The 21,516-nt window shown below is 56.2% G+C and carries 15 protein-coding genes and 1 riboswitch; of the genes, 3 read left to right on the top strand and 12 right to left on the bottom strand.

Going from position 1 to position 21,516, the window contains the following annotated elements:
* The 4 genes from QP381_RS08145 to guaA all read right to left on the bottom strand — a co-directional run.
* Positions 1-428 (bottom strand): site-specific integrase (locus tag QP381_RS08145; RefSeq protein ID WP_285068394.1); only part of this gene is annotated, 428 nt, incomplete at its 3' end.
* A gap of 145 nt (positions 429-573) precedes the next feature.
* Positions 574-1,065, bottom strand: coding sequence for a DUF4230 domain-containing protein (locus QP381_RS08140; protein WP_285068393.1), 492 nt, complete (start codon positions 1,063-1,065; stop codon positions 574-576).
* Between the two features lie 262 nt (positions 1,066-1,327).
* Positions 1,328-2,119, bottom strand: coding sequence for a type II CAAX endopeptidase family protein (locus tag QP381_RS08135; protein WP_285068392.1), 792 nt, complete (start codon positions 2,117-2,119; stop codon positions 1,328-1,330).
* Between the two features lie 185 nt (positions 2,120-2,304).
* Positions 2,305-3,873, bottom strand: coding sequence for a glutamine-hydrolyzing GMP synthase (guaA, locus tag QP381_RS08130; protein WP_285068391.1), 1,569 nt, complete (start codon positions 3,871-3,873; stop codon positions 2,305-2,307).
* A gap of 345 nt (positions 3,874-4,218) precedes the next feature.
* Here guaA and QP381_RS08125 point away from each other — a divergent pair, with 345 nt between their 5' ends.
* Entirely contained in the window at positions 4,219-5,601 is a 1,383-nt protein-coding gene (locus QP381_RS08125; RefSeq protein ID WP_103633089.1) for a hypothetical protein, read from the top strand.
* A 236-nt stretch (positions 5,602-5,837) separates the two neighbouring features.
* Here the strand turns inward: QP381_RS08125 and purH are convergent, their stop codons facing one another.
* The 8 genes from purH to QP381_RS08085 form a co-directional block, all read right to left on the bottom strand.
* Positions 5,838-7,676, bottom strand: a complete 1,839-nt coding sequence (gene purH / locus QP381_RS08120; protein ID WP_285068390.1) for a bifunctional phosphoribosylaminoimidazolecarboxamide formyltransferase/IMP cyclohydrolase — start codon at positions 7,674-7,676, stop codon at positions 5,838-5,840.
* Between the two features lie 26 nt (positions 7,677-7,702).
* A riboswitch (ZMP/ZTP riboswitch) is annotated at positions 7,703-7,788 on the bottom strand.
* A gap of 371 nt (positions 7,789-8,159) precedes the next feature.
* Entirely contained in the window at positions 8,160-9,677 is a 1,518-nt protein-coding gene (locus QP381_RS08115; protein WP_285068396.1) for a cell division protein PerM, read from the bottom strand.
* A gap of 278 nt (positions 9,678-9,955) precedes the next feature.
* Positions 9,956-10,876: a succinate--CoA ligase subunit alpha gene (gene sucD, locus QP381_RS08110; RefSeq protein WP_006681537.1), complete on the bottom strand. Its 921-nt coding sequence runs from the start codon at positions 10,874-10,876 to the stop codon at positions 9,956-9,958.
* A 27-nt stretch (positions 10,877-10,903) separates the two neighbouring features.
* Entirely contained in the window at positions 10,904-12,103 is a 1,200-nt protein-coding gene (gene sucC, locus QP381_RS08105; RefSeq protein WP_285068389.1) for an ADP-forming succinate--CoA ligase subunit beta, read from the bottom strand.
* 91 nt (positions 12,104-12,194) lie between these two features.
* Entirely contained in the window at positions 12,195-15,134 is a 2,940-nt protein-coding gene (locus QP381_RS08100; RefSeq protein ID WP_285068387.1) for a UvrD-helicase domain-containing protein, read from the bottom strand.
* A 308-nt stretch (positions 15,135-15,442) separates the two neighbouring features.
* On the bottom strand, positions 15,443-16,933 hold the full coding sequence (locus tag QP381_RS08095; RefSeq protein ID WP_006681540.1) for a DUF1846 domain-containing protein: 1,491 nt from the start codon (positions 16,931-16,933) through the stop codon (positions 15,443-15,445).
* A gap of 174 nt (positions 16,934-17,107) precedes the next feature.
* Positions 17,108-17,758, bottom strand: a complete 651-nt coding sequence (locus QP381_RS08090; RefSeq protein WP_006681541.1) for a LuxR C-terminal-related transcriptional regulator — start codon at positions 17,756-17,758, stop codon at positions 17,108-17,110.
* Positions 17,759-17,828: 70 nt separating this feature from the next.
* Positions 17,829-18,989: an ATP-binding protein gene (locus QP381_RS08085; RefSeq protein ID WP_040318668.1), complete on the bottom strand. Its 1,161-nt coding sequence runs from the start codon at positions 18,987-18,989 to the stop codon at positions 17,829-17,831.
* A gap of 247 nt (positions 18,990-19,236) precedes the next feature.
* On the opposite strand from QP381_RS08085, the gene QP381_RS08080 reads away from it, so the two are divergent.
* Entirely contained in the window at positions 19,237-21,177 is a 1,941-nt protein-coding gene (locus QP381_RS08080) for a PspC domain-containing protein (RefSeq protein WP_285068385.1), read from the top strand.
* Positions 21,174-21,509 carry a hypothetical protein gene (locus QP381_RS08075; protein WP_285068383.1) on the top strand — a complete coding sequence of 112 codons (336 nt, stop codon included), beginning with the start codon at positions 21,174-21,176 and terminating at the stop codon, positions 21,507-21,509. Before QP381_RS08080 ends, QP381_RS08075 begins: the two co-directional genes overlap by 4 nt.
* Positions 21,510-21,516: the final 7 nt, after the last annotated feature.

The following is a 21,516-nucleotide window of genomic DNA, read 5'->3' as shown; positions in this document are numbered from 1 at the left end:
GGCGTGAGCGCCAGCATCTCGCCCTCGCGGATGCCCGTCCAGTAGAGCAGCTCGAACGCCAGGAAGATGCGCGGCTTGTCCATGACGGCCTCGCTGAACCTCAGGTACTCGTCCTTGGTCCAGAACTGCATCTCGCCGCCTTTCTTCGACCCTATCTTGTCGACCCTGCGCACCGGGTTGTCGGTGAGGCCGTAGTAACGCTCGGCGTGGTTGAAGATGGCGTTGAGCTGGTTGTTTACCGTGCGCAGGTACGTCGGCGCCCAGGGCTTCCCGTCGGCATCCCTGTGTTCGGTGAGCTCGTTTTGCCACCTGATGACGTCGATTGGCCTCACGTCGCACATGCGCATGTCCCCGAAGAACGGCACGAGCTTGTCATTGATGATGTACTCCTTGGTGATCCAGGTGTGCTCGCGTATGCGCGGCCTCAAAGCGTCTTCGAAGCCGAGCGGTAGGGTCCGAATTAGAGGGTACCAATCGCCGCTTTGTTTCAAGCTACCCGCAAATCAGTTGGCAATTGAAAAAGAGGGGCCACGTTCGCAGTCCCTCTCAAGAGCGACTACCTATAAAGCTAACCTATTCGGCATCCCTGAACTGGAGCTCGTACTTCACTCCTTGCAGATCCCCGATCTTCGTGACGTATTGGCTCAGAAGGGTTTTCGCCCTTTCACGGGCGCCGTTCATCAGCGTCGAATTGGCCTCGGCGCTTTCCTTCATCGCTTTTTGCGCTTCTTCCAGCGCGATGGACTGGTCAACCGCTGTGATGGAGGTCAGTAGCCCGGTGTCACTGTGGATATCGGAGAAGGTACTCTCGTCGGCTTGGGGCTGGCCGAGGACCTGCGCGCTGGGAATCGTGATGGTGACGACGTTGTTCGCATCCGGCCCGTCGATTTGAACCTTGGAGACATCGACGCCCAGCTGGACCGTTCCGTCGTATTCGAACCAAGCCTTCTTGTATCCCACGTTTATCCCGAACAGCATGTTTGTTCCGTCGTTATAGACTTCAGCGACGTTGTGGAACGCGCACTTCAGACCAACTCCAACACCAGAAAAACCGCGCCAACACAACAAAAAGCCCCCACCAAACCAACACGATTTGCCGTTTAAGCCTAAAACTGTATTCGGGCTATTCGACGAAAGAAAGACCCCGGAACACTTGTTTCCGAGGTCTCTGCTTCACATTTATCCCCTGTTTCAGCAGGTGACTATCTCATATAAGGTTTCACCGGATATAAAATAAGTACAGAAAAAGCACATAGCTGAAAGATTTTTAGGTCTTAAAGTTACGCGCTCTTTTACTTAGTAATCTACTATTACGATAAACTGGCGTTTATTGATTGGTTTTCAATCTGAAATAACTTCTATCATTCAAAAAAATCAGAAAAATAACTGCTGACTGCACACTGAATAAAGCCACGTAAAAGGCATTACCCTCTCTGTTATAAATCATAAATATATTTGTTAAGTTAATAAATGAATGGAATATAACCATATTTACAAGAGATTTATTTGACTTGTGAAAAATATAAGTCATTAAAACACTGAACAACATAATCGTTGGGATGAATAATAAAAATCCAACGACACCTACACTTGATATTTTAACGAAATGCCATATTCCCCAAAGCATACCTACAAAAAGAGAGCTGACAAAAGGCGTATACTCTGTTTCGATGATATGTAACAGGCATCCTCTCCAACCAAATTCTTCCGTGTAAGAACCTGCTAATGTTATAAGAATAGCGACAATCAGGATAGTCCCCTTGAACTCTGTTTTGACATATGAGACGCCTGACAAACTTAGTACAAATGCAGATATAACAACCAAAAAAATTGGCAATACACATGCTATAATCGAGTATTTATTGAATTCGTATGTATACTCCATCTTTTGTTTATATATTTTTCTAAATATCATAGTGGTCACAAATGGAGATAATTGAACACCTAATACAACGAGTAGCCCTAACATCATTTTATTTCCGCCAACGCTTCCCAATATTCCCCCGAATAACAGTGCAAAAAAAACTGTAATCAAGAGATTTAATCCATAAAAAACTAACACCTTCTTTTTCATCATCCGCCCCCTCAGAAATTCTTTTTTCCCAATTACTATTTCCACAAAAGCCTCACACCAAAATGATGGAAGACTTTCTAAACAATTCGCCTAAATTCAACAACTCCCTTTTGAACCAACTATTTCAGCTTTTTAGTATCAAAATAGTATTACCAAAGAGTTTTTGCGCCGTTCAATTACTAAAACCCACTGTTTTCAATGGTTTTGTAACAGTAGAATATTTATTACTGTTATTCCCATTCGATCGTTGCCGGCGGCTTGGACGTCACGTCCAGCACCACGCGGTTCACTTCTGCAACCGAGTTGGTAATGCGCGTCGAGATCTTCGCCAGCACGTCATACGGCAGGCGGGTCCAGTCTGCGGTCATCGCGTCTTCCGAAGAAACAGGACGCAGGACGATCGGGTGCCCGTAGGTGCGACCATCACCCTGAACACCCACGGAACGAACATCTGCAAGCAGAACGACCGGGCACTGCCAGATTTCAGAATCGAGGCCGGCAGCAGTCAGCTCTTCGCGAGCAATCAGGTCAGCTGCACGCAGGATGTCGAGGCGTTCCTTCGTGACCTCGCCGATGATGCGAATACCGAGGCCCGGGCCCGGGAAGGGCTGGCGCTCAACCAGGTAGTCGGGCAAACCGAGCTCGCGACCAACAGCGCGGACCTCGTCCTTGAACAGCGTACGCAGCGGCTCAACGAGCTCGAACTTCATGTCGTCGGGGAGACCACCAACGTTGTGGTGGCTCTTGATGTTTGCCGCACCCTCGCCACCACCAGATTCGACAACGTCCGGGTACAGGGTGCCTTGAACGAGGAACTTGACCTCGCCACCTTCCGCACCGATCTGTTCAATAACCTGCTTCTGAGCAGCCTCGAATGAACGAATGAACTCACGGCCGATGATCTTGCGCTTGGTTTCCGGATCGGAAACGCCCGCGAGCGCGCTGAGGAATCGTTCGGATTCATCGCAGGTCACAACGCGGATGCCCATGCCTCGCGCATAGTCGCCTTCGACTTGGTCGCGTTCGCCCGCGCGGAGCAGACCGTGGTCGATGAAGAAGCAGGTGAGCTGGTCACCGACTGCCTTGTGAACCAGCGCTGCTGCCACGGAAGAGTCAACACCGCCGGAGAGCGCGCAGATCACCTGAGCGTCGCCAACCTGCTTGCGGATCGCCTCGACCTGTTCGTCAATGATGGAGCCTGCGGTCCATGAGGGTTCCAGTCCAGCGCCTTCGTAGAGGAAGTTCTTCAGAGCGTCCTGGCCACACTGCGAGTGGCCGACCTCGGGGTGCCATTGCAGACCGAACAGCTTGCGAGAGCGATCTTCGAACGCTGCAACCGGGGTTTCGGAGGTGGATGCGGTGACCTCGAACCCTTCGGGAGCCGCCTGGACTGCATCACCGTGGCTCATCCACACGACCTGGTCAGCGGGAGTGCCAGCGAAGAGGCAGGACGAGGTGCCGACGGAAGCGTCCGTATGCCCGTATTCGCGGGTGCCGGTGCGACCGACGGTTCCTCCGAGGACAGCGGCCATTGTCTGGAAGCCGTAGCAGATACCAAGCAACGGAACACCGGCATCAAAGATTGCGGGGTCAATCGACGGAGCGCCCTCTTCGTACACGGAGGACGGGCCACCCGACAGGATGATCGCTGCCGGGTCCTTCGCCAGCATGTCGGCGACCGACATGGTGTGAGGAACGATCTCAGAGTAAATGGAGGCTTCACGAACGCGACGGGCGATCAGCTGCGCGTATTGTGCGCCAAAATCAACGACGAGGACGGGGCGAGGAGTTGAATTCATGGCTCAATCGTACCTGTCGCTCGTCAGCGAAACGACCCGCGCGAGCGTTCAACGCGTCTCAACCTGCTCCCCCACCACCGCGCTTGTTCACCAATCACACCCCACTCACCACCCCGCTTGTTCACCAATCCCACCCCACTCACCACCCCGCTTGTTCACCAATCGCCACTCAAAAATACGAGGCTGCGCGTCCCCGTCTCGCCCCCATCCGGTGAACAAGCGCGGCCAAAAACCCACAGATGCTTGAACAAGCGCGGTCAATGAAGCCCGTTCAAGCACCTCGTTTCTTGAACAAGCGCGGTCGGTTGAGCGCAAGAAAACCTAGAGGTACGACACAATAGACTCATGCCTGCCAACGACCACCAGATGCCAGCCTTCGGCGCTTTCATGCTCGAACGTGGCAAACACGGCAGTCATAAACGCTTCCCGGACGGTCGCAAGCTTTCCAACGCAGAGCGTCAAGCGCTCCCACTCATCGCGGAATTAAACGCTCCCCTGCAAGTGGCTCGAGACCAGATCGCCAGCATCGCTCACTCCCGAGACGTCCCATGGTTGATCGATCAGTTCCTCAGCCCCGTCGCACTCGCCTCGAAGAAGCGCGTAAAGCTTCCAAACTGGAACCTCCTCTTGAAAGCAGTTGCGCACATCGAAGGAGCATTTGATGCCCAAGACCCCACGATTGCTCCGGCCCACACCCCAGATGTTCCACGTAAGAAACTGCTGGCCGGCCTCGTGAACTGGGCCGAGGCAACCCGAACGAGAGCCAGCGACCCACGCTGGGGCGACATCGACGGCCAGCCTGTCACGCACGCGCAATTTGTTGCTTGGCGAGCGTCAACGGCACGGCAGGAGCTTGCAGTCATCCCTCACCTCGAAGTACCCGCACCATTCGCTCACGCCTTGGAAATCGTGCAGGCATGGGATACCGTGCTTGCTGATCGCGGTTATGTTGGCGAGCAGTTTTCTCTGCGTGAAGAGGTTGTTCGACTGCACAACTGGCCGGGCGATCAGTGGGTTGACGGCGACGACTATGCTTCGGCGCAAAAGCGTTTTCACCGTCGCTTGAAGAAGGCGCGCAAGCTCGCCGATGATCCGGTGCGCGACGCGGTAATGCAACGCGCTCTTTACCTGCGCGAGGGGCTCCTCCTTGATGGAGTTGACCCGTTACAATGGTTCCTTGCAGTTTGTAAGTTCCGCTGGTCTGCGCCGGATATGCTCGACGTCCGCCCGGAGATTTTTACGTGGAAACTCGCCGAACAGCTCGCTCATCTTGCCGGAGCTCCGGGGCACGATGATCAGTCGGCAAGTATCGACCTGTCGACGCTGACCGTGAATGACCCGCGCGAATTGGGGCAAGGTAACCTGCGTGCAGTCAGCGGCCCGCGGATCATGATCGACTTGGATGAAGATGTTGTGACAGCGCTTCCACCAGGGTGCCGAGTACGACGTTTCATCGTTTCGGGGCAGTCTGCTCTGGGCCCGGATTGGACCGTGTATTGGGTTGATTCAGAACGCGGGGATGCGCGCGTTATCTTGGATCTCGTCGAGTCCGAGAAGCTGCACCCGAACGTCATCTTCGTCTCCGACGGACAGCCTGACGACCTGGCGAATCTACTGCGCCCATTCTTGGAAGTCGCTTTCGAGATTCCCACGAACCCTCTGACTGCGCACAGTCACATCCCGGGCGTCATGCCACTCTTCCCCGAGCATCCAGACGCGGGGCTGTAGCTTCGAGCCTGATTTCAGGGTGTCAGAGGCTCAAAATGAGGCACCACAGTCTCTCGGTTCCGCGCGTTCCGCGTGCTCTCGGTGTTCCTTGCAAACTCGCCACTTTACCGCGCTTGTTCACCTTTCCTTCGCACACGGCAGTGTACTCAGATGAAATTCCCCCTGCCGGAGCGCTCCAGCAGGGGGATAATCAGTGGACGATGTCGCCGTTTCCAACAACCTCGCCGAAATGCAGGTCAGTGTGCGAAGTGGCGCGTGCCCGTCATGTACATCGTGATGCCAGCAGCCTTCGCAGCTTCGATGGATTCCTCGTCGCGGACGGATCCGCCAGGCTGAACGACAGCCTTCACGCCGGCATCAATCAGGACCTGCAGGCCATCAGCGAAGGGGAAGAACGCATCGGATGCGGCAACCGCGCCGATGGAACGCTGCTCAGTTTCGGCGCCAAGAATGTCTTCTGCGCGCGCACCGCCAGCGGACTGAATATCTGCGCCCGCATCCTTGGCCGCGTCACCGGTAGAGCGACCTCCCAGCGTGTTTGCGCGTTCGACTGCAAGCTTGCAGGAATCAACGCGGTTGACCTGTCCCATACCGACGCCGACCGAAGCCTCATCCTTAACCAGCAGGATCGCGTTAGAGCGGACGGAGCGAACCGTGCGCCATGCGAACTCAAGGTCAGCTAGGGTTGCAGCATCCGCGGCTTCACCTGCGACGAGCGTCCAGTTTGCCGGATCGTCGCCGACTGCATCGACGTCATCGCGGTCCTGAACCAGCAGGCCACCAGAAATCTGCTTGAACTCTCTGGCACCGACTGCCAGCGGAGCAACTTCCAGGACACGCAGATTCTTCTTCGCAGACAGGACCTCGAGCGCACCCTCATCGTATCCGGGGGCCAGCACAACCTCGGTGAAGATCGGGACGATCTGCTTAGCCAGTTCAACGCTGACCGGGCGGTTCACGGCGATCACGCCACCGAATGCGGAGACGGGGTCACACGCGTGCGCCTTGCGATGTGCCTCGGCGACGTCGTCGGCAACGGCGATACCGCAGGGGTTCGCGTGCTTGATGATGGCGACGCAGGGGCGCTCATGGTCGTAGGCAGCGCGCAGGGCAGCGTCACCGTCGGTGTAGTTGTTGTAGCTCATTGCCTTGCCATGCAGCTGGCGAGCATTGGCGATGCCGGGCAGAAGCTCGTTTTCGTCGAGGTCTTCTTCGTCTGCGATCTCGCGGTACACGGCAGCGTTCTGATGCGGATTCTCACCGTAGCGCAGGGAGTCAACGCGTTCGAAAGCATCGGCGACGAACGCCGGCATGTCGCCTTCTTCGTCGTCAGCTTCGACGATTTCTTCGGATTCCCCGTCGACGGCAAACCCGAGGGACTCAAGGAACGCAGCATCGGAAGCGTCGAGGTGGGTTTCGCAGACCTCGTCCAATTCGTCGCGGACATCGTCCAGATCGAGCTGATCGGCAAACCAGCCGGAGATGGCCAGATCGTAAGTTGCGGTATGTGCGAAGGCGCGTGCTGCCAGTTCGCGACGTTGTTTCAGCGTGAAACCTTCAGCCCGGGCAGCTTCAATAACCGCAGCGTAGGAATCGGGCGAGGTCACGACTGCAACCGACGGATGGTTCTTCGCCGCTGCACGCACCATGGACGGGCCACCGATATCAATCTGCTCGACGCATTCGTCGAAGCTACCCCCGCCGGCAACCGTCTGAGTGAACGGGTAGAGATTGCAAATAACCAGGTCAAATGCCTTCACGCCGAGTTCGCTGATCTGCTCGCGGTGGTCAGCCTTGCGCTGATCAGCAAGAATGCCCGCGTGAATCATCGGGTGCAGGGTCTTCACGCGACCTTCGAGGACCTCAGGGAAACCGGTGACGTCGTCAACGGGGGTAACCGGGACGCCAGCTTCTGCGATCTTCGCGGCGGTCGAGCCGGTGGAAACAATTTCAACGCCAGCGCCAGCAAGTGCGGTGGCAAGCTCAATCAGACCGGTCTTGTCATAGACGGAAATAAGAGCGCGGGTAATGGGGCGGACGTCAATAGCTTCGAGATTGTCCAGGCGAACGGACATGGGTTCCTCCAGTAATGGTTGATCATGCCCGGCGCCCAGGCGGGCGACGCCTCACGGGTACTTCGGGTTGCTCCCCGGTGGTGATCCACCCTCGCCAGTTGCAACCTACGGCGATCGTATCCCGTAGCGCGTGTGCGTTCCAAGCAGGTCCAGTGAGGGATTCGCCCCACATTCGCCTTCCGCGTGCCAGTTATCGACGAGGCCGACCGCGCTTGTTCAAGGTTCCGTCGAAGCTCAGCGTCCCAGTCTTCGCGCGTTTCAAAGTGAGAAACTAGCAAACAAAGTGCGCGAGGCCTCGTTCCTTCACTCAGTCGATCGCTGAACACTCCCTGTCTGCACCCACTAGAACCGCCGTGGCGCCGAACGTGGGATCTTCGCACGCTTGAACAAGCGCACGCTTGTTGGAGCCTTCGCCGGATACCAGAACAGTTAACCGCGCTTGTTCAAGCGGAGCGTGCACCGATCAATGAGTCGGTTCGGTGTTCATTCGTCCTCTTCCAAGCGCGCTTGTTCACCTAAGTGGAGGTCATTCAAGTCCAGACGTTCTGTTTCCACGTCCTCTTCCGAATGCGCTTGTTCACCGGTCGAGAGCGAAGAGAGGTCAAGACGCTCAGTTGCAAGCGCATCTTCGGAGCGCGCTTGTTCAGCTTCCTGCTGAGCCGGAGACTTCACCGTCGGCTCAACAACTTGGGGAGTCGGTGTCCATGGAACAAGTTCAGGTTCCGACTGGGATTCTTTGGGGGTGTCATCGGCGCGCTTGTTCACCAAAACCTCGAGTTCTTCCTCGGTCGGGTCAGTATCAATTTCATCCGGTTCCGGAGTCTCTTCTGCTTCAACAAGCGCGGTCGAAGGCGGAGCCGTTTGCCCAGCGTCAAGAAGCGAAAGCTCCCATTGATCGCGCATCCACTTCAACGAGCGCGGGTGAACGATCACCCAACCAAATACAAACGCCAAACCAACTTCGCTGAGCAGAGCCGCAGTAGTCGGACCGACATGCGGCCCTAGGAATGCCATGCGCGTCGCCCCCAGCTGAAGGGTTGACATGGCCATCCACATCCAGAAGCCAACACCGATCACGACAAATGCGACAGCGGAAAGAACAAACTGTTCACGAAGCGATGCTTGCCGACGCTTCCTTCCGCGCCACATACCGATGCCAAAACCGATCGCAATCGGAACGAGGATCGTCCAATAGCTTGGAGTGATATTGGGCATCGCGCCCAAGACAGGGATACCTGGGATCGGCAAAGTTGGGGCTGACGTGGGCGAATGAAGCGCATCGACTCCGACCCAGAATCCGGGTCCAGCAAACCAAGCCAACGTCCACGCCAAGATTGTTGGGGCGAAAAATAACTGACCGAGTCCAACAAGCGCGTCCTCAATCGGAGATGTCGTGAGCAGGAGCTGGTGGATCCCCGCGATTTGTGAGGTATGAGTAAGAAGGGCGATCAGAGTAAGAACCGCCGCAGATCCGACGATGACTGTGAGTGCGATTGCGGCCTCGCGAATTCCCAAACGAATGAGGCGCGGGACTCCCCACCGGCGAAGTGGATGGTCACCACAAGAAAAAAACGCCCACGCCGACGCGAGAAGCGAAACGAATAGGGCACCCGGCATCGCTTCCCACCAGCGCACATACGAAGCACCCGAACCGATCAGGAAAGCGGTCATCACAGTGAAAGCAGGAACGGCGAACCAGTTCGACGATGGCGAGAACTCTTCGCCTCCGCGCAAGAAGAGTCGGAGCAACACAACGAGGCCGATCGACACAAGAGTGGGGATGGCGTGATAGGTGACGGTTTCTGTATGAACTGATGCGCCGAAGAGGACTCCGAAGACATCCGAACTGGACGCGAACACCGTGTCCCAGCCGATTTTTGACACCCACGGGTTCGACGCGACCGTCAGAAAGGAGCCCATGACGATGAGAACGCAGGTAGCCCAACCGACGAATGCTGCTTCAACGCCCGAAAGCATGGCGCGCGCCCAACCATCAGGCATGCTCACGCGAATAGTTTTCCGCGTCGGAGCGTACGTCGTTGTGGTGACGCGTGGTGAAGTCTCAGGCGTAACGTTCATAGCGTTATCCATCATGACGCACCGGTGGCCGGTAGGGCTTTCGCACCACCGGCCACCGTCAGATTGAGACCTACCTCAGTGTGGAAGCGAGATCAGATCGCTTTCAGAGTTTGTGTTCTGGCCACTCCGTTTTCAGAGTTTGTGTTCTGTTCGCTTCCGGCCTCTTCAGTTTGCCCTGCCAAAACCGGCAGAGCGTGCAACTACTTTGAGAGGATTTCTCGAGCAAGCTGAGCGGTCTGCGACGGAGTCCGACCAACGCGAACACCAACTGCTTCTAGGGCCTCGGCCTTTGCCGCAGCAGTACCGGAAGAACCGGAAACGATCGCGCCGGCGTGCCCCATGGTCTTGCCTTCGGGGGCTGTAAAACCAGCAACGTAGGCGACGACGGGTTTCGTCATGTTTTCCTTGATCCAGGTAGCTGCTCGTTCTTCTGCGTCGCCACCGATTTCGCCGATCATCACAACCAGATCGGTGTCGGGGTCGGCTTCGAACGCCGCCAGGGCATCGATGTGGGTGGTTCCGACCACCGGGTCGCCACCGATGCCAAGGCAGGTGGTGAAACCAAAGTCGCGGAGTTCGTACATGAGCTGGTACGTGAGCGTGCCGGACTTAGAAACTAGGCCGATGCGACCCGGACCAGTGATGTCTGCTGGCGTGATACCAACGTTTGACTGGTTTGGGCTAATGATGCCTGGGCAGTTCGGGCCAATCAGACGAACACCCTTCTTCAGTGCATGCGACACGAAAACGGTTGAGTCTGCGACAGGAATACCTTCGGTGATCACAACGATCGTTTCGATGCCAGCATCAATCGCTTCAAGTGCGGCTCCCTTCGCGAAGGCCGGCGGAACGAAGATGACGGAAGTGTTCGCGTTCGTTGCTTCTTTTGCTTCAGCAACAGTGGCGTACACGGGTACGGACACTGTTCCGTTTTCGACCCGGTCAGCGGCCGGGCCGTAGCCAACCACGTCAAAGTCGACACTGGTACCGGCTTTGCGCGGGTTAGTGCCAGCAACAATGGTTGTGCCGGCGCTCAGCATCCGTTGCGTGTGCTTGCGACCTTCAGCGCCCGTCATACCCTGGACGATGACACGGGAGTCAGAGTTAAGGAAAATCGACATTCTTTTCGTCCTTTGTCTTTCGTCTGGTCAGTTCTGAGCCGGCTGAGAAGCAACGGCCTTAACAGCAAGTTCAGCTGCACGTCGTGCGGCATCGTCCATGGTCTCAACCATGTGGATCAACGGATGGTTCGCTGCCTGGAGGATCGCTCGACCTTCGGCGACCTTATTTCCATCGAGGCGAACCACCAGAGGCTTCGTCGCAGAGTCGCCAAGAACTTCGAGAGCTCCGATGATGCCTTCCGCGACCTTGTCACATGCGGTAATGCCACCGAAAACGTTAACGAAGACAGAGCGAACCTGCTCGTCGCCGAGGATGATGTCGAGGCCCTTTGCCATCACTTCAGCCGAAGCACCGCCACCGATATCGAGGAAGTTTGCCGGTTTTACGCCAAGATCTTCACCGGCCATCGCAACGACGTCGAGGGTTGACATGACCAGACCAGCACCGTTACCGATGATGCCAACTTCACCTTCGAGGCGCACGTAGTTCAGTCCGGCTTCCTTCGCCAGCGCCTCGCGGGGATCTTGGGTGGCTCGGTCGACGAGTTCTTCGTGTTCCGGATGGCGGAAGCGGGCGTTGTCGTCCAGGCTGACCTTGCCGTCGACTGCCCACACGGTACCGTCGGTGGCAGTGACAAGAGGATTGACCTCGACAAGGGTTGCGTCCTCGTCGCGGTAGGTTTCCCAGAGCAGGACGAGGACCGGAATGAGGGGATCCTGGCGTTCAGCGGGGAATCCCGCTTGCGTCAAGATCTCCCGTGCCACTTGATCGTTGATTCCGATGACGGGGTTCAGAGGCACGCGAGCTAGGGCTTCGGGGCGTTCCTTCGCCAGGGTTTCAATGTCCATACCGCCTTCGCGGGAGCACATTGCAAGGTAGCGACGGTTCGATCGATCAAGGAGGATCGAGAAGTAGTATTCCTCGGCGATGTCGGCACCCGATGCGATCAGCAGGGTTTTGACGATATGTCCCTTGATATCGAGTCCAAGAATTGCCTCTGCTTTTTCAGCGGCTTCTGCGGCAGTGTAAGCAAGTTTGACGCCACCTGCCTTTCCGCGGCCACCGGTTTTCACCTGCGCTTTGACGACGAGAAGCTCGGCGCCATCTGAGAGCAGACGAGTTGCCGCTGTGCGCGCCTCTTCGACAGTCGTTGCGGTAAGCCCGGGCAGTACGGGAACGCCGTGCTTTCGAAACATGTCACGTGCTTGGTATTCATACAGGTCCACGGGTGGACTCCTTTGTCATCTATGGCTTGTCATTGAACAGACTAACGACCATTTAGGCCGTTCGTCCTAAGAACGCCAATTTATGTTCGATTCAGATTTTTTCTAGGGGTGCAACTCGAAGAAGCAGGCGCTTCTCCGCTTCGCTGAATTTGACCCGAGCAACCGTTGTTTTCCCCTGACCTTCGAGGCCAACAACAGTTCCCTCCCCCAGACTCGCGTGTTTAACCCTATCGCCAACCTTCAAGTCAAGGAGTGGTCGGTGCGTATTGCGTGACGTTTGTTGCGCACCCATGCGTATGGTTTTCCCGGTTCGAATACCTGTGACTCGAGAGGCAGTTTCTGCTTTACCGGAGCCAAAAACTGGCCCATCATCATCCAAGGCACGACCGGTGTGCGAAGAGTAGGAGCCCGATCCCCATCCGCTCCCCCAGGAGTTTTCGCGCGAACGCAGTCGTTCACTTGCAGTTGAGGATCGGCGAATATCGCATAGCTCCGGCGGAATATCTGCGAGGAACTGGGACGGCAACATCTCTTGCGGACTACCCCAAGCTGAGCGAATAGAGGCTCGAGTCAAATACAGTCGCTCACGCGCACGCGTAATTGCCACGTACGCAAGGCGACGCTCTTCCGCAAGCTCAGACTCATCCCCAAGCGACCTTTGATGCGGGAAGGTCCCATCTTCCATGCCGGTGACAAACACGATGGGGAATTCCAGTCCCTTCGCTGTATGCACCGTCATCAACGTCACCTGACCACTTCGCTGGTCTTCAGATGGAATTTGATCCGAATCTGCAACGAGTGCGACTCGCTCAAGGAAGTCGACCACACTACCGCGCGGGTTCACGTGCGCGAAATCAATCGCTACTGAGTGCAATTCTGCAAGGTTTTCCACGCGCGAAGCATCCTGAGGATCCTCCGACTTTCGTAGCGTAGCGAGGTATCCCGTCTTATCCAGGATCTCCTCGAGAATATCGGCAGTCGACACCCCCTTTTCACTTGCTTGCCGAGTAGATTCGATAAGACCCCAGAACGCCGCAATCGACTTTCGCGCTCGCGGAGAAAGGCCAAGGACCTCGCGCTGTTCACCACTGGGGTGCAACTGCCGGCTGGGCAAATTTCCGATCGACGAGGCCGAGTTTACATCTTGAGCATCCGACGGATTTTGCTCGAATGTACGTACCTCTAGGTCTGCCCACGCACTGAGCGCATTGTCTACGATGGCCCCCGGTGTTTCAGACTCGACAAGGGAAGACTCGCTTGTTTGTTTCCCTAGGTCTCTTCCGTTCGATGGGAAAGGTTCACCTGAAGGGGAAGCAGAAGAGGTGGCAACATCGACGGGCGATGTCGCATCGCTTTGACTGACCGTCGGGTATTGCCATTCAATACCTTCACTTTCACCCAGCGGGCATCCTTCGCTTTCCCAGACGTCTCGGACAGCTTGGCCGAAGGAAATACCGTATCGAGAAGCATGGACTGCGATAGCGTCTTCAGCTTTTGCGCCGATCCCACGACGCGGAACGTTGATAATTCTGCGGACGGCAACGCTGTCATCAGGATTGGAGATCGCTTGCAGGTAGGCCAGCGCATCTTTGATTTCTTTGCGCTCGTAGAATCGTGTTCCGCCGACCACGCGGTAGGGAATTCCTTGACGCACAAGGAGTTCTTCGATGGCGCGTGACTGGGCGTTTGTACGGTAAAAGACTGCAACATCACCATATGAAGCACCCTGATCAGCCAGGCGATCAACTTCAGACACGACAAAACGTGCTTCATCATGTTCAGAATCAGCTACGTCAAGAGTGATGAGCGCACCATCGCCTGAAGCTGTCCACAGGTTTTTTGGTCGACGCCCTTGGTTGCGCGCGATCACTGCATTCGCGGCAGAGAGAATATTCTGCGTCGACCGATAATTCTGCTCCAGAAGAATCGTGCGCGCACCCGGAAAATCGCGCTCAAACTGCTCAATGTTGCGGATTGTTGCACCGCGGAAGGCGTAAATCGACTGGTCTGAGTCACCAACCACGGTGAGCTCACCGGGTTCTACTCCGTCATCGCCATCGCCGACAAGTAGGCGAACCAGGACATACTGCGCATGGTTCGTGTCTTGATACTCATCCACCAGAATGTGGCGGAAGCGCCGATGATACTGTTGAGCAATCAGTGGCTTGTCTTTCAGCAACTGCACCGTTGCCATGATCAGATCATCGAAGTCCAGCGCATTCGATTCGCGCATTCTCTTTGAGTATTCGCGATAGGTGTTTGCGACGATCTTTGAAATTGGGTCGTTTGCGCAGGTTTCCTCGTATTTGGCGGGAGTAATCAGTTCATTTTTTAGATCTGAAATCTTGGCCGCGATCATTTTGGGTGAGTATCGCTTCACGTCGACATCCATCGATTTCAGGATCATTTGAATGAGTCGCTGAGCATCCTGCGCGTCATAAATGGTGAACGACGAAGTCAGACCGGCGGCCTCGTGCTCACGTCGCAGGATTCGCACGCAGGCCGAATGGAACGTCGAAACCCACATATACTCCGCGCCATGACCGACCAGCCCGCCAACCCTTTCACGCATTTCTGCGGCGGCTTTGTTGGTGAACGTGATCGCAAGAATCTGCCCTTGTGTGGCTCGCCCTGTAGCAAGAAGGTAGGCAATTCGGTGAGTAAGCACGCGCGTTTTCCCAGATCCCGCGCCCGCCATAATCAGTAGAGGTCCGCCGTCGTGGACGACAGCTTCGCGTTGCTGATCGTTGAGTTCTCTAATGAGTTCATCCGGTTCAGAAAAACGAGGCCGGGACTGCCAGTCTGAAGGTTCTTTACTTCCATTGCCCGAATAGCCGAACGCAGATTTCGAGCTGGTCCTATTCGCCTGAGAGAAGTACTCAGATTCATCCAAAACGGGCACAACATCTTCACCTGGAACGGATCCGCCGGGGAAGTCATATACCGGCGACTCAGGCCCAGGTTCTGGCACACCGCCCCATTCTGAGAATGAAGCGGAGCCAAGATCGGGAAGAGAAGTGAAATCAGTCATCGCTCTCCTAGCCTAAAACAGACCATGTAGAAACCAATCTGCAAAACGTCCGACAGGTGTTCATCCTGAGAAGTAGCCGGGGCTTCGGGTGAACAAGCACGACCATGACAGCGCGCAATCACGCCCGCAACAGTGAACAAGCGCAGCCCCACGGTGAACAAGCACGCTACCCTTCGCGTGAACAAGCACCGTAAAAACGCAGATCACACACGTTTGCTTCTACGAAGACGGTGAACAAGCACGGCAAACGCTGAACAAGCACGGCACCTCGGTACAAGCGCACTCACGCCCGCTCAACCCAACCAGTTCTACTTCTTGCGATACAGCGACTTGGTTGCGTAGACGGGTTCGTTCGTCACCTGAACGCCAAGCGAACGGAAGATGCCTTCATCCACTGAGCCGAGAATCGTCGAAGTATGAACGTCACAGCCCTTCAACTCGCCTAAGCATTCAAGAGCTCGGCGGGCGTTGCCATCAGTGGAAGCAGAGACGGCCAGCGCGATCAGGACCTCGTCGGTGTGCAGACGCGGGTTCGCGGAACCCAGATGCTGAGTCTTCAAAGTCTGGATCGGCGTGATCGCGTCGGGCGACAGCAGCTTCACCTCAGAATCGATACCCGCCAGGATCTTCAGGGCGTTCAACAACATGGCCGATGAACAGCCAAGCAGAGCCGACGTCTTACCCGTGACGATCTGACCGTCAGCCAGTTCAATCGCAGCAGCCGGAGCGCCAGTTGATTGAGCGAGCGCAACCGTCGGCGGGACAACTGGGCGATCGGTCGGCGTGATTGACAGCTTTGACATCGCCAGAGCGATGCGTTCCGATTGAACCGGCTCAGACAGTTCTTTCTTTTCGGTCACCAATGCCTTGTAGTAGCGACGGATCACTTCCTGCTTGGACGCTTCGCGGCACGCGTCGTCGTCGCAGATCGACTTGCCCGCCATATTGACACCCATGTCGGTCGGGCTCTGATACGGGGATTCGCCCAGGATCTGCGTGAACAAGCGCTGTAACACGGGGAAGATTTCGACGTCGCGGTTGTAGTTAACGGTCTTTTCGCCGTGGGCTTCCAGGTGGAAGGGGTCGATCATGTTGATGTCGTCAAGGTCAGCAGTTGCCGCCTCGTAGGCGATGTTAACCGGGTGGTCTAGAGGCAGGTTCCAGATCGGGAACGTCTCCCACTTCGCGTAGCCGGAGCGGATGCCACGCTTGTGGTCGTGGTACAGCTGGGACAGGCAGGTTGCCATCTTGCCGGAGCCCGGGCCGGGGGCGGTGACGACGATCAGGTCGTGGGCGGTCTCGATGTATTCATTTGCGCCGTAGCCTTCATCCGAGACGATGCGCGCAACATCGTTCGGATAGCCGGGGATCGGGAAGTGGCGGTAAACGGTAATACCGAGGCGCTCGAACTTCTGCTTCACGGCCTGCGCTTCGCGATTATCGTCAGTCCACTGAGTAATAACAACAGAGCCGACGTACAGTCCGTAGTCGCGGAATTCGTCGATGTGGCGCAGGACCTCGTCGTCGTAGGTGGTGCCGAGGTCTGCGCGCACTTTATGACGTTGGAAGTCCTTGGCATTCACGGCGACGATGATTTCGACGTCGTCAGCAAGTTCCTTCAGCATGACGACCTTGTTATCCGGGGTGAAGCCGGGCAATACGCGCGATGCGTGCATATCGTCGATGAGTTTGCCGCCGAACTCCAAGTAGAGCTTTCCACCGAAGTCAGCGCGCCTTTGGGCGATGTGCTGAGACTGGAGTCGCAGGTAGGTGTCGCGGTCAAATCCGATACGGTGCATGGTCTCCCCTACTGAAAGCTCTGAATGCCAAAGCAATATTCGTAACGAATGGAGATTACCGCGTCAGCCGGCTCAGGGGGCGCCTCTTCGGTCGCCTTTCGCGCCTCAGGGTCGAAATGCGTTCGGGTTCACAGCAGACTTTCGGCTTCGCGATTTTTATTCACGAGGCTGACCTCACACGATGTGACGTTGCATTGCCCAGCGGGTCAGTTCGTGACGGTTCGACAGCTGAAGTTTGCGCAACACAGCCGATACGTGTGTTTCTACTGTTTTCACCGAGATGAAGAGCTCGGAGGCTACTTCCTTGTACGTGTAACCGCGAGCAATCAGACGCATGACTTCCTGTTCGCGAGCGGAGAGAAGATCGAGTTCGTCGTCACCGATGGCAACCTGCCCAGTGCCGAATGCGTCAAGCACAAAGCCGGCAAGGCGAGGACTGAACGCCGCGTCTCCGGCAGCAATACGACCGATAGCTTCAAGGAGTTCGGGGGTAGAAATCGACTTGGTGACATACCCGCGAGCGCCACTTCGGATGACCTGAACGACATCTTCGGGTGAGTCTGAGACAGAGAGGGCTAGGAAGCGTAGACCCTCAATATCTTGGCATCGAGCGGAAACCTCTGCTCCACCGCCACCGCGACCTCCGGGCAGGTGAACGTCGAGCAGGGCGACATCGGGGCGAAGTTCATGGCATGCCGCGATTGCTCCATCAACGTCTGCTGCTTCGCCGACGATTTCGAGGTCTGCGCCGGAGTTTTCAAGTTCTGCGCGAACACCAGCGCGAACCATTGCGTGGTCGTCAATCACGATGAGTCGAATTGTCATAGGTCTATTCTCTTCGCTTTTCTTCACTGCCGTGGTTGCGGATAAGTGTTTCTTGTTATTGAGCGTTTGCTTACTCTCTTGGGAGGCTGAGTTCTACTTCTGTTCCGCTCTGAAGCATTCTGATTCTGGCTTTTCCTCCTACGCGTTCCATACGACCGATGATTGAGTCACGAACGCCGTGCCGATCGCTCGGGATTGAAGCCAGATCAAATCCTGAACCGGAGTCTTTGATGAACGCTTCGATAACGTTCGGTCGAACTTCAACATATACAGAAACGGGAGGTTCGCCGTGCCTGACGGCATTCGCTACAGCTTCTCCGATTGCGGCGACCATCGCTAGCTCACCAGGACCCGGGACAGTATCTCCGACCGCAACAACATCAACGGGGATACCGTGACGGCTTTCCACCTGTTCGACGGTGTTTCGGATTGCTTGCGACAATGACTCATTTGCCTGCGTACGACCGGTGTAGAGCCAGGATCGTAGCTCTCGTTCTTCTGCAAGCGCTAGTGCTCGTACGCGAGCGGGGTCGGAAGCGGCCGAACGAATCAGTGTGAGTGTTTGAAGAACCGAGTCATGCAAGTGCGCTGCGATGTCGGCGCGCTCGGCCTCGCGAACTTCTCGTTCACGGCTTACTGAAAGGTCTTTCGACGTGCGTAACCAAAGCGGAAGTAATGCGAACAGCACGCCGGCGACCACGACCGCACCGATCAGGCCGCCGCGAAGCAAGATGATTGGCGGGTCTCCGCGTCCGGCAAGGAAGAGCACGCCAGTGAAGAGGAGCCCGATTCCCGCGCCGATGATTGCCAGAAATTTGGATGATCGCCACTGCTGAATATGTGCCCCTTGGCTCCACACCAGTCCCAAGCCGGCGATGATCAAACCTGCCGATGCTACGTCGAACAGACGGGCGACATTCGTCCAAGCAAACAGTGTTGCAACGAGGGCCGCAAGCAGAATCAGCACTCCAGCAAGCAGGAGCTGTCCCCTACTTGCATCGTGCGGATTGCCCTGTTTTTTCGTTGCTAGGTTGGCTCCGATCGGAGCGCCCCCAACACGGATGCGTTGCCCATCATCTTCGGGGACCATTGCCCACAGCCAGACGTAGAGGATCATGCCCGTTCCACCGAAGAGTCCAGCAAGGACCATCAGCACGCGAACAAGCGTGACTGACACTCCGAGGTGAACAGATAGGCCGGAGCAAACCCCAGCGATGCGGGCGCTCGGCATATCTGCTGATATTTCGCGCGCACGTTTCAGCGGAGCACGGTAGGTAGAAGGCATGGGAGGACGCCAGCCACCGACAGTATTGGCCATGCCGGGCTGAACGGGAATATACCCTTTGTTTTCGCCTTCATTCACACGACCTATCTTCACATCTTTCGAACAGCGACCGCGACTTTAAGGGGCTAAATCAGGGACAGTTAAGGGATAACCCCACTGTCGCCGGTTCAGCGAAGCGACCACACTGTTGAGTATGGACATGAACTCTTCGCACCCGTACGGTCAGGACACGACCGGGGACACCCCTTCCGGCAGTGGCTTCAACCCGAACGACGCAAATGCGTCGAATGCTGCTTTCAACGGCAACGCTCAATACCCAGGTGGACCAGGTTTCAGTGGGCCAGGTTTCACTCCGAATAATGGAACGTTCCCACCGGGCCAGGGTGGATACAACACGGGTGGCGGATTCTTCGCCTCCATCCGACGTTCCGGATGGTACCGCCCATCAGTGAGGACCATTGGTGGCGTGTGCGCAGCGATTTCCGCCCGAACCGGTTGGGACTTAGCGCTTGTCCGCGGGCTCAGCATTGTGGCAATGCTGGTCTTCCCGCCACTGTTGGCAGCCTACGGTCTTGGGTGGGGTCTCCTTCCCGATCAGATGACTGGACGAATCCACGCTCAAGAACTCGTAAATGGTCGATTTGAATCAGGACAGGCGGGCGCAATCCTGTTCATCCTGATGGGAAGCACCTCAGCTTTCCCATTCTCAGTCGTGATCGAAGAATTACCCCTCGTCCCACTCGGCACACTGCTTGTCTTAGTGGCGATCATCGTCATCGCCGTTATTTTGCTCCGCCACGACCGACGGTCAGCACCCACGACGTTTCAAGGAAATCCGCCAATGAGCATGGATCCGAATAGTCAGCCTGGGCACTCCTCTTCAGCTTTCGCTTCAACCTCCATGAACGAGGCCGGTCAGCCCACTTCAGACGCAACGAACGTTTCAGGGACCGGTGCCACATACTCCACCCCCCATCCGGGCATGATGCCGACTCCTGCGTGGGCGGCCTCGTCCCCAAATCCCACACAGCCAGCAACCCCATACACCGGAGGTTTTTCGCAGGTTCCAAACGGCGCGTATCACAATAATGCCGGAACACCATACCAGCCGGCATATCCGAATGCTCCTATGAATTCGGCACCTTATCAGGCTCCCAACACGCCGATGAACAATGGAGCGAACAACTGGATTCCACCGCTGACTCCGTTCGTCCGTAGCGTCGGGCGCCGGACAAACTTGGTCGTCACCGGTCTTGTTCTTCTGGCAATGGCGACGACATTTGGACTCATGTACTACTACATGGACAATGGCTCCGCCGAGATGCTGATTTTCGGCACGAAGATCGGTCTGATCGGTGGTGGCATCTGCATGCTTATCACAGGTCTTGCCCTCGCGATCGCATCAATGCGTGGACGGAAAGCCGACTGGTTGGTCGCCCTGTCAATAATCGGCGCGTTCTTGTCCTTGCCGACTGTCTTGTTCGGCATCGCAACGGCCTCCGAATACACCGCTTCCTTCGATTATTCGAGCGAAACGCTAGTCAGCGATTGGACCGAATCGACGGTCTATTCTTCTCGGGGGAGAGCGTTGCTTGACATCTCGCAGGCTCCCGCGGGAACTTCCAAAGAAATCGTCGTTGACCCTAGCGTGAGTGACCTAGAGATTTCTGCGCGCACCGATCAGCCGGTCCGCATCATCTGCGAAATGGGAATTCAAGAGGTCGAGTATTCTTTCGATAACACTCACCCTTCAAAGAACAGGACGTGGGTGAACGCCCTGCGTGGATGCAACGATTCAGTTGACGCAGAAAATCCGGTATCGGTTCAATCCCCGACCTTCAACAACAGTGACGGGATCACGGTTCGCATCACTTCATGGATGTGGAGCTTCAACTACGAGGAAGACTGGTACGGCAATACTCCAGCTCCTTCTTCAACGCCCGAATCCGACGAGGGCCAGTCTGGTTCGACTGGCCAGTCGGGAGCGTTTGATCAGGGACAATCAGGTTCTTCCTCCTCACAGTCCGGGGCTAGCACGTCTGGCGCATCCACTTCTTCCACTACTTCAGGAGCCGACGTTTCCCCCGTATCGTGGGTTCTCTCGGCTGACTCAACGCTAAGGAGCGCAGCATGACCACCTCTCATATGCCTGATGAAGCAACGACCGAGTTCAACGTAGCCGACGAGACAACCGCCATGCCCACCTCCGAGGAGCAGCCGACTAAGGTTTGGACCGCAGCAGACGCCGCAGCACATGCTTCAGAACCCGTCGTGGAAGTTTCGACGAAACCTCGGGTAGGGCAGCTCATCTGGGCGCTGATCGTTATTACCATCGGAGTGTTCCTGATTGTTCTGCCGTTCTTGAACGTCGTACAGTTGCCGTTTGTTTTCATCGGCCTGATTGCAGCGCTCGGCCTAGTGCTGATCATTTCCGCGTTCTTCGTCGGCAAGCCGAAAGATCGTTAGCCCGCTT

Origin of the sequence: Pauljensenia sp. UMB6358, from assembly GCF_030216865.1 — a bacterium.
Taxonomy (GTDB): Bacteria; Actinomycetota; Actinomycetes; order Actinomycetales; family Actinomycetaceae; genus Pauljensenia; species Pauljensenia turicensis_A.
This window is presented reverse-complemented; position numbering and strand designations above follow the sequence as displayed.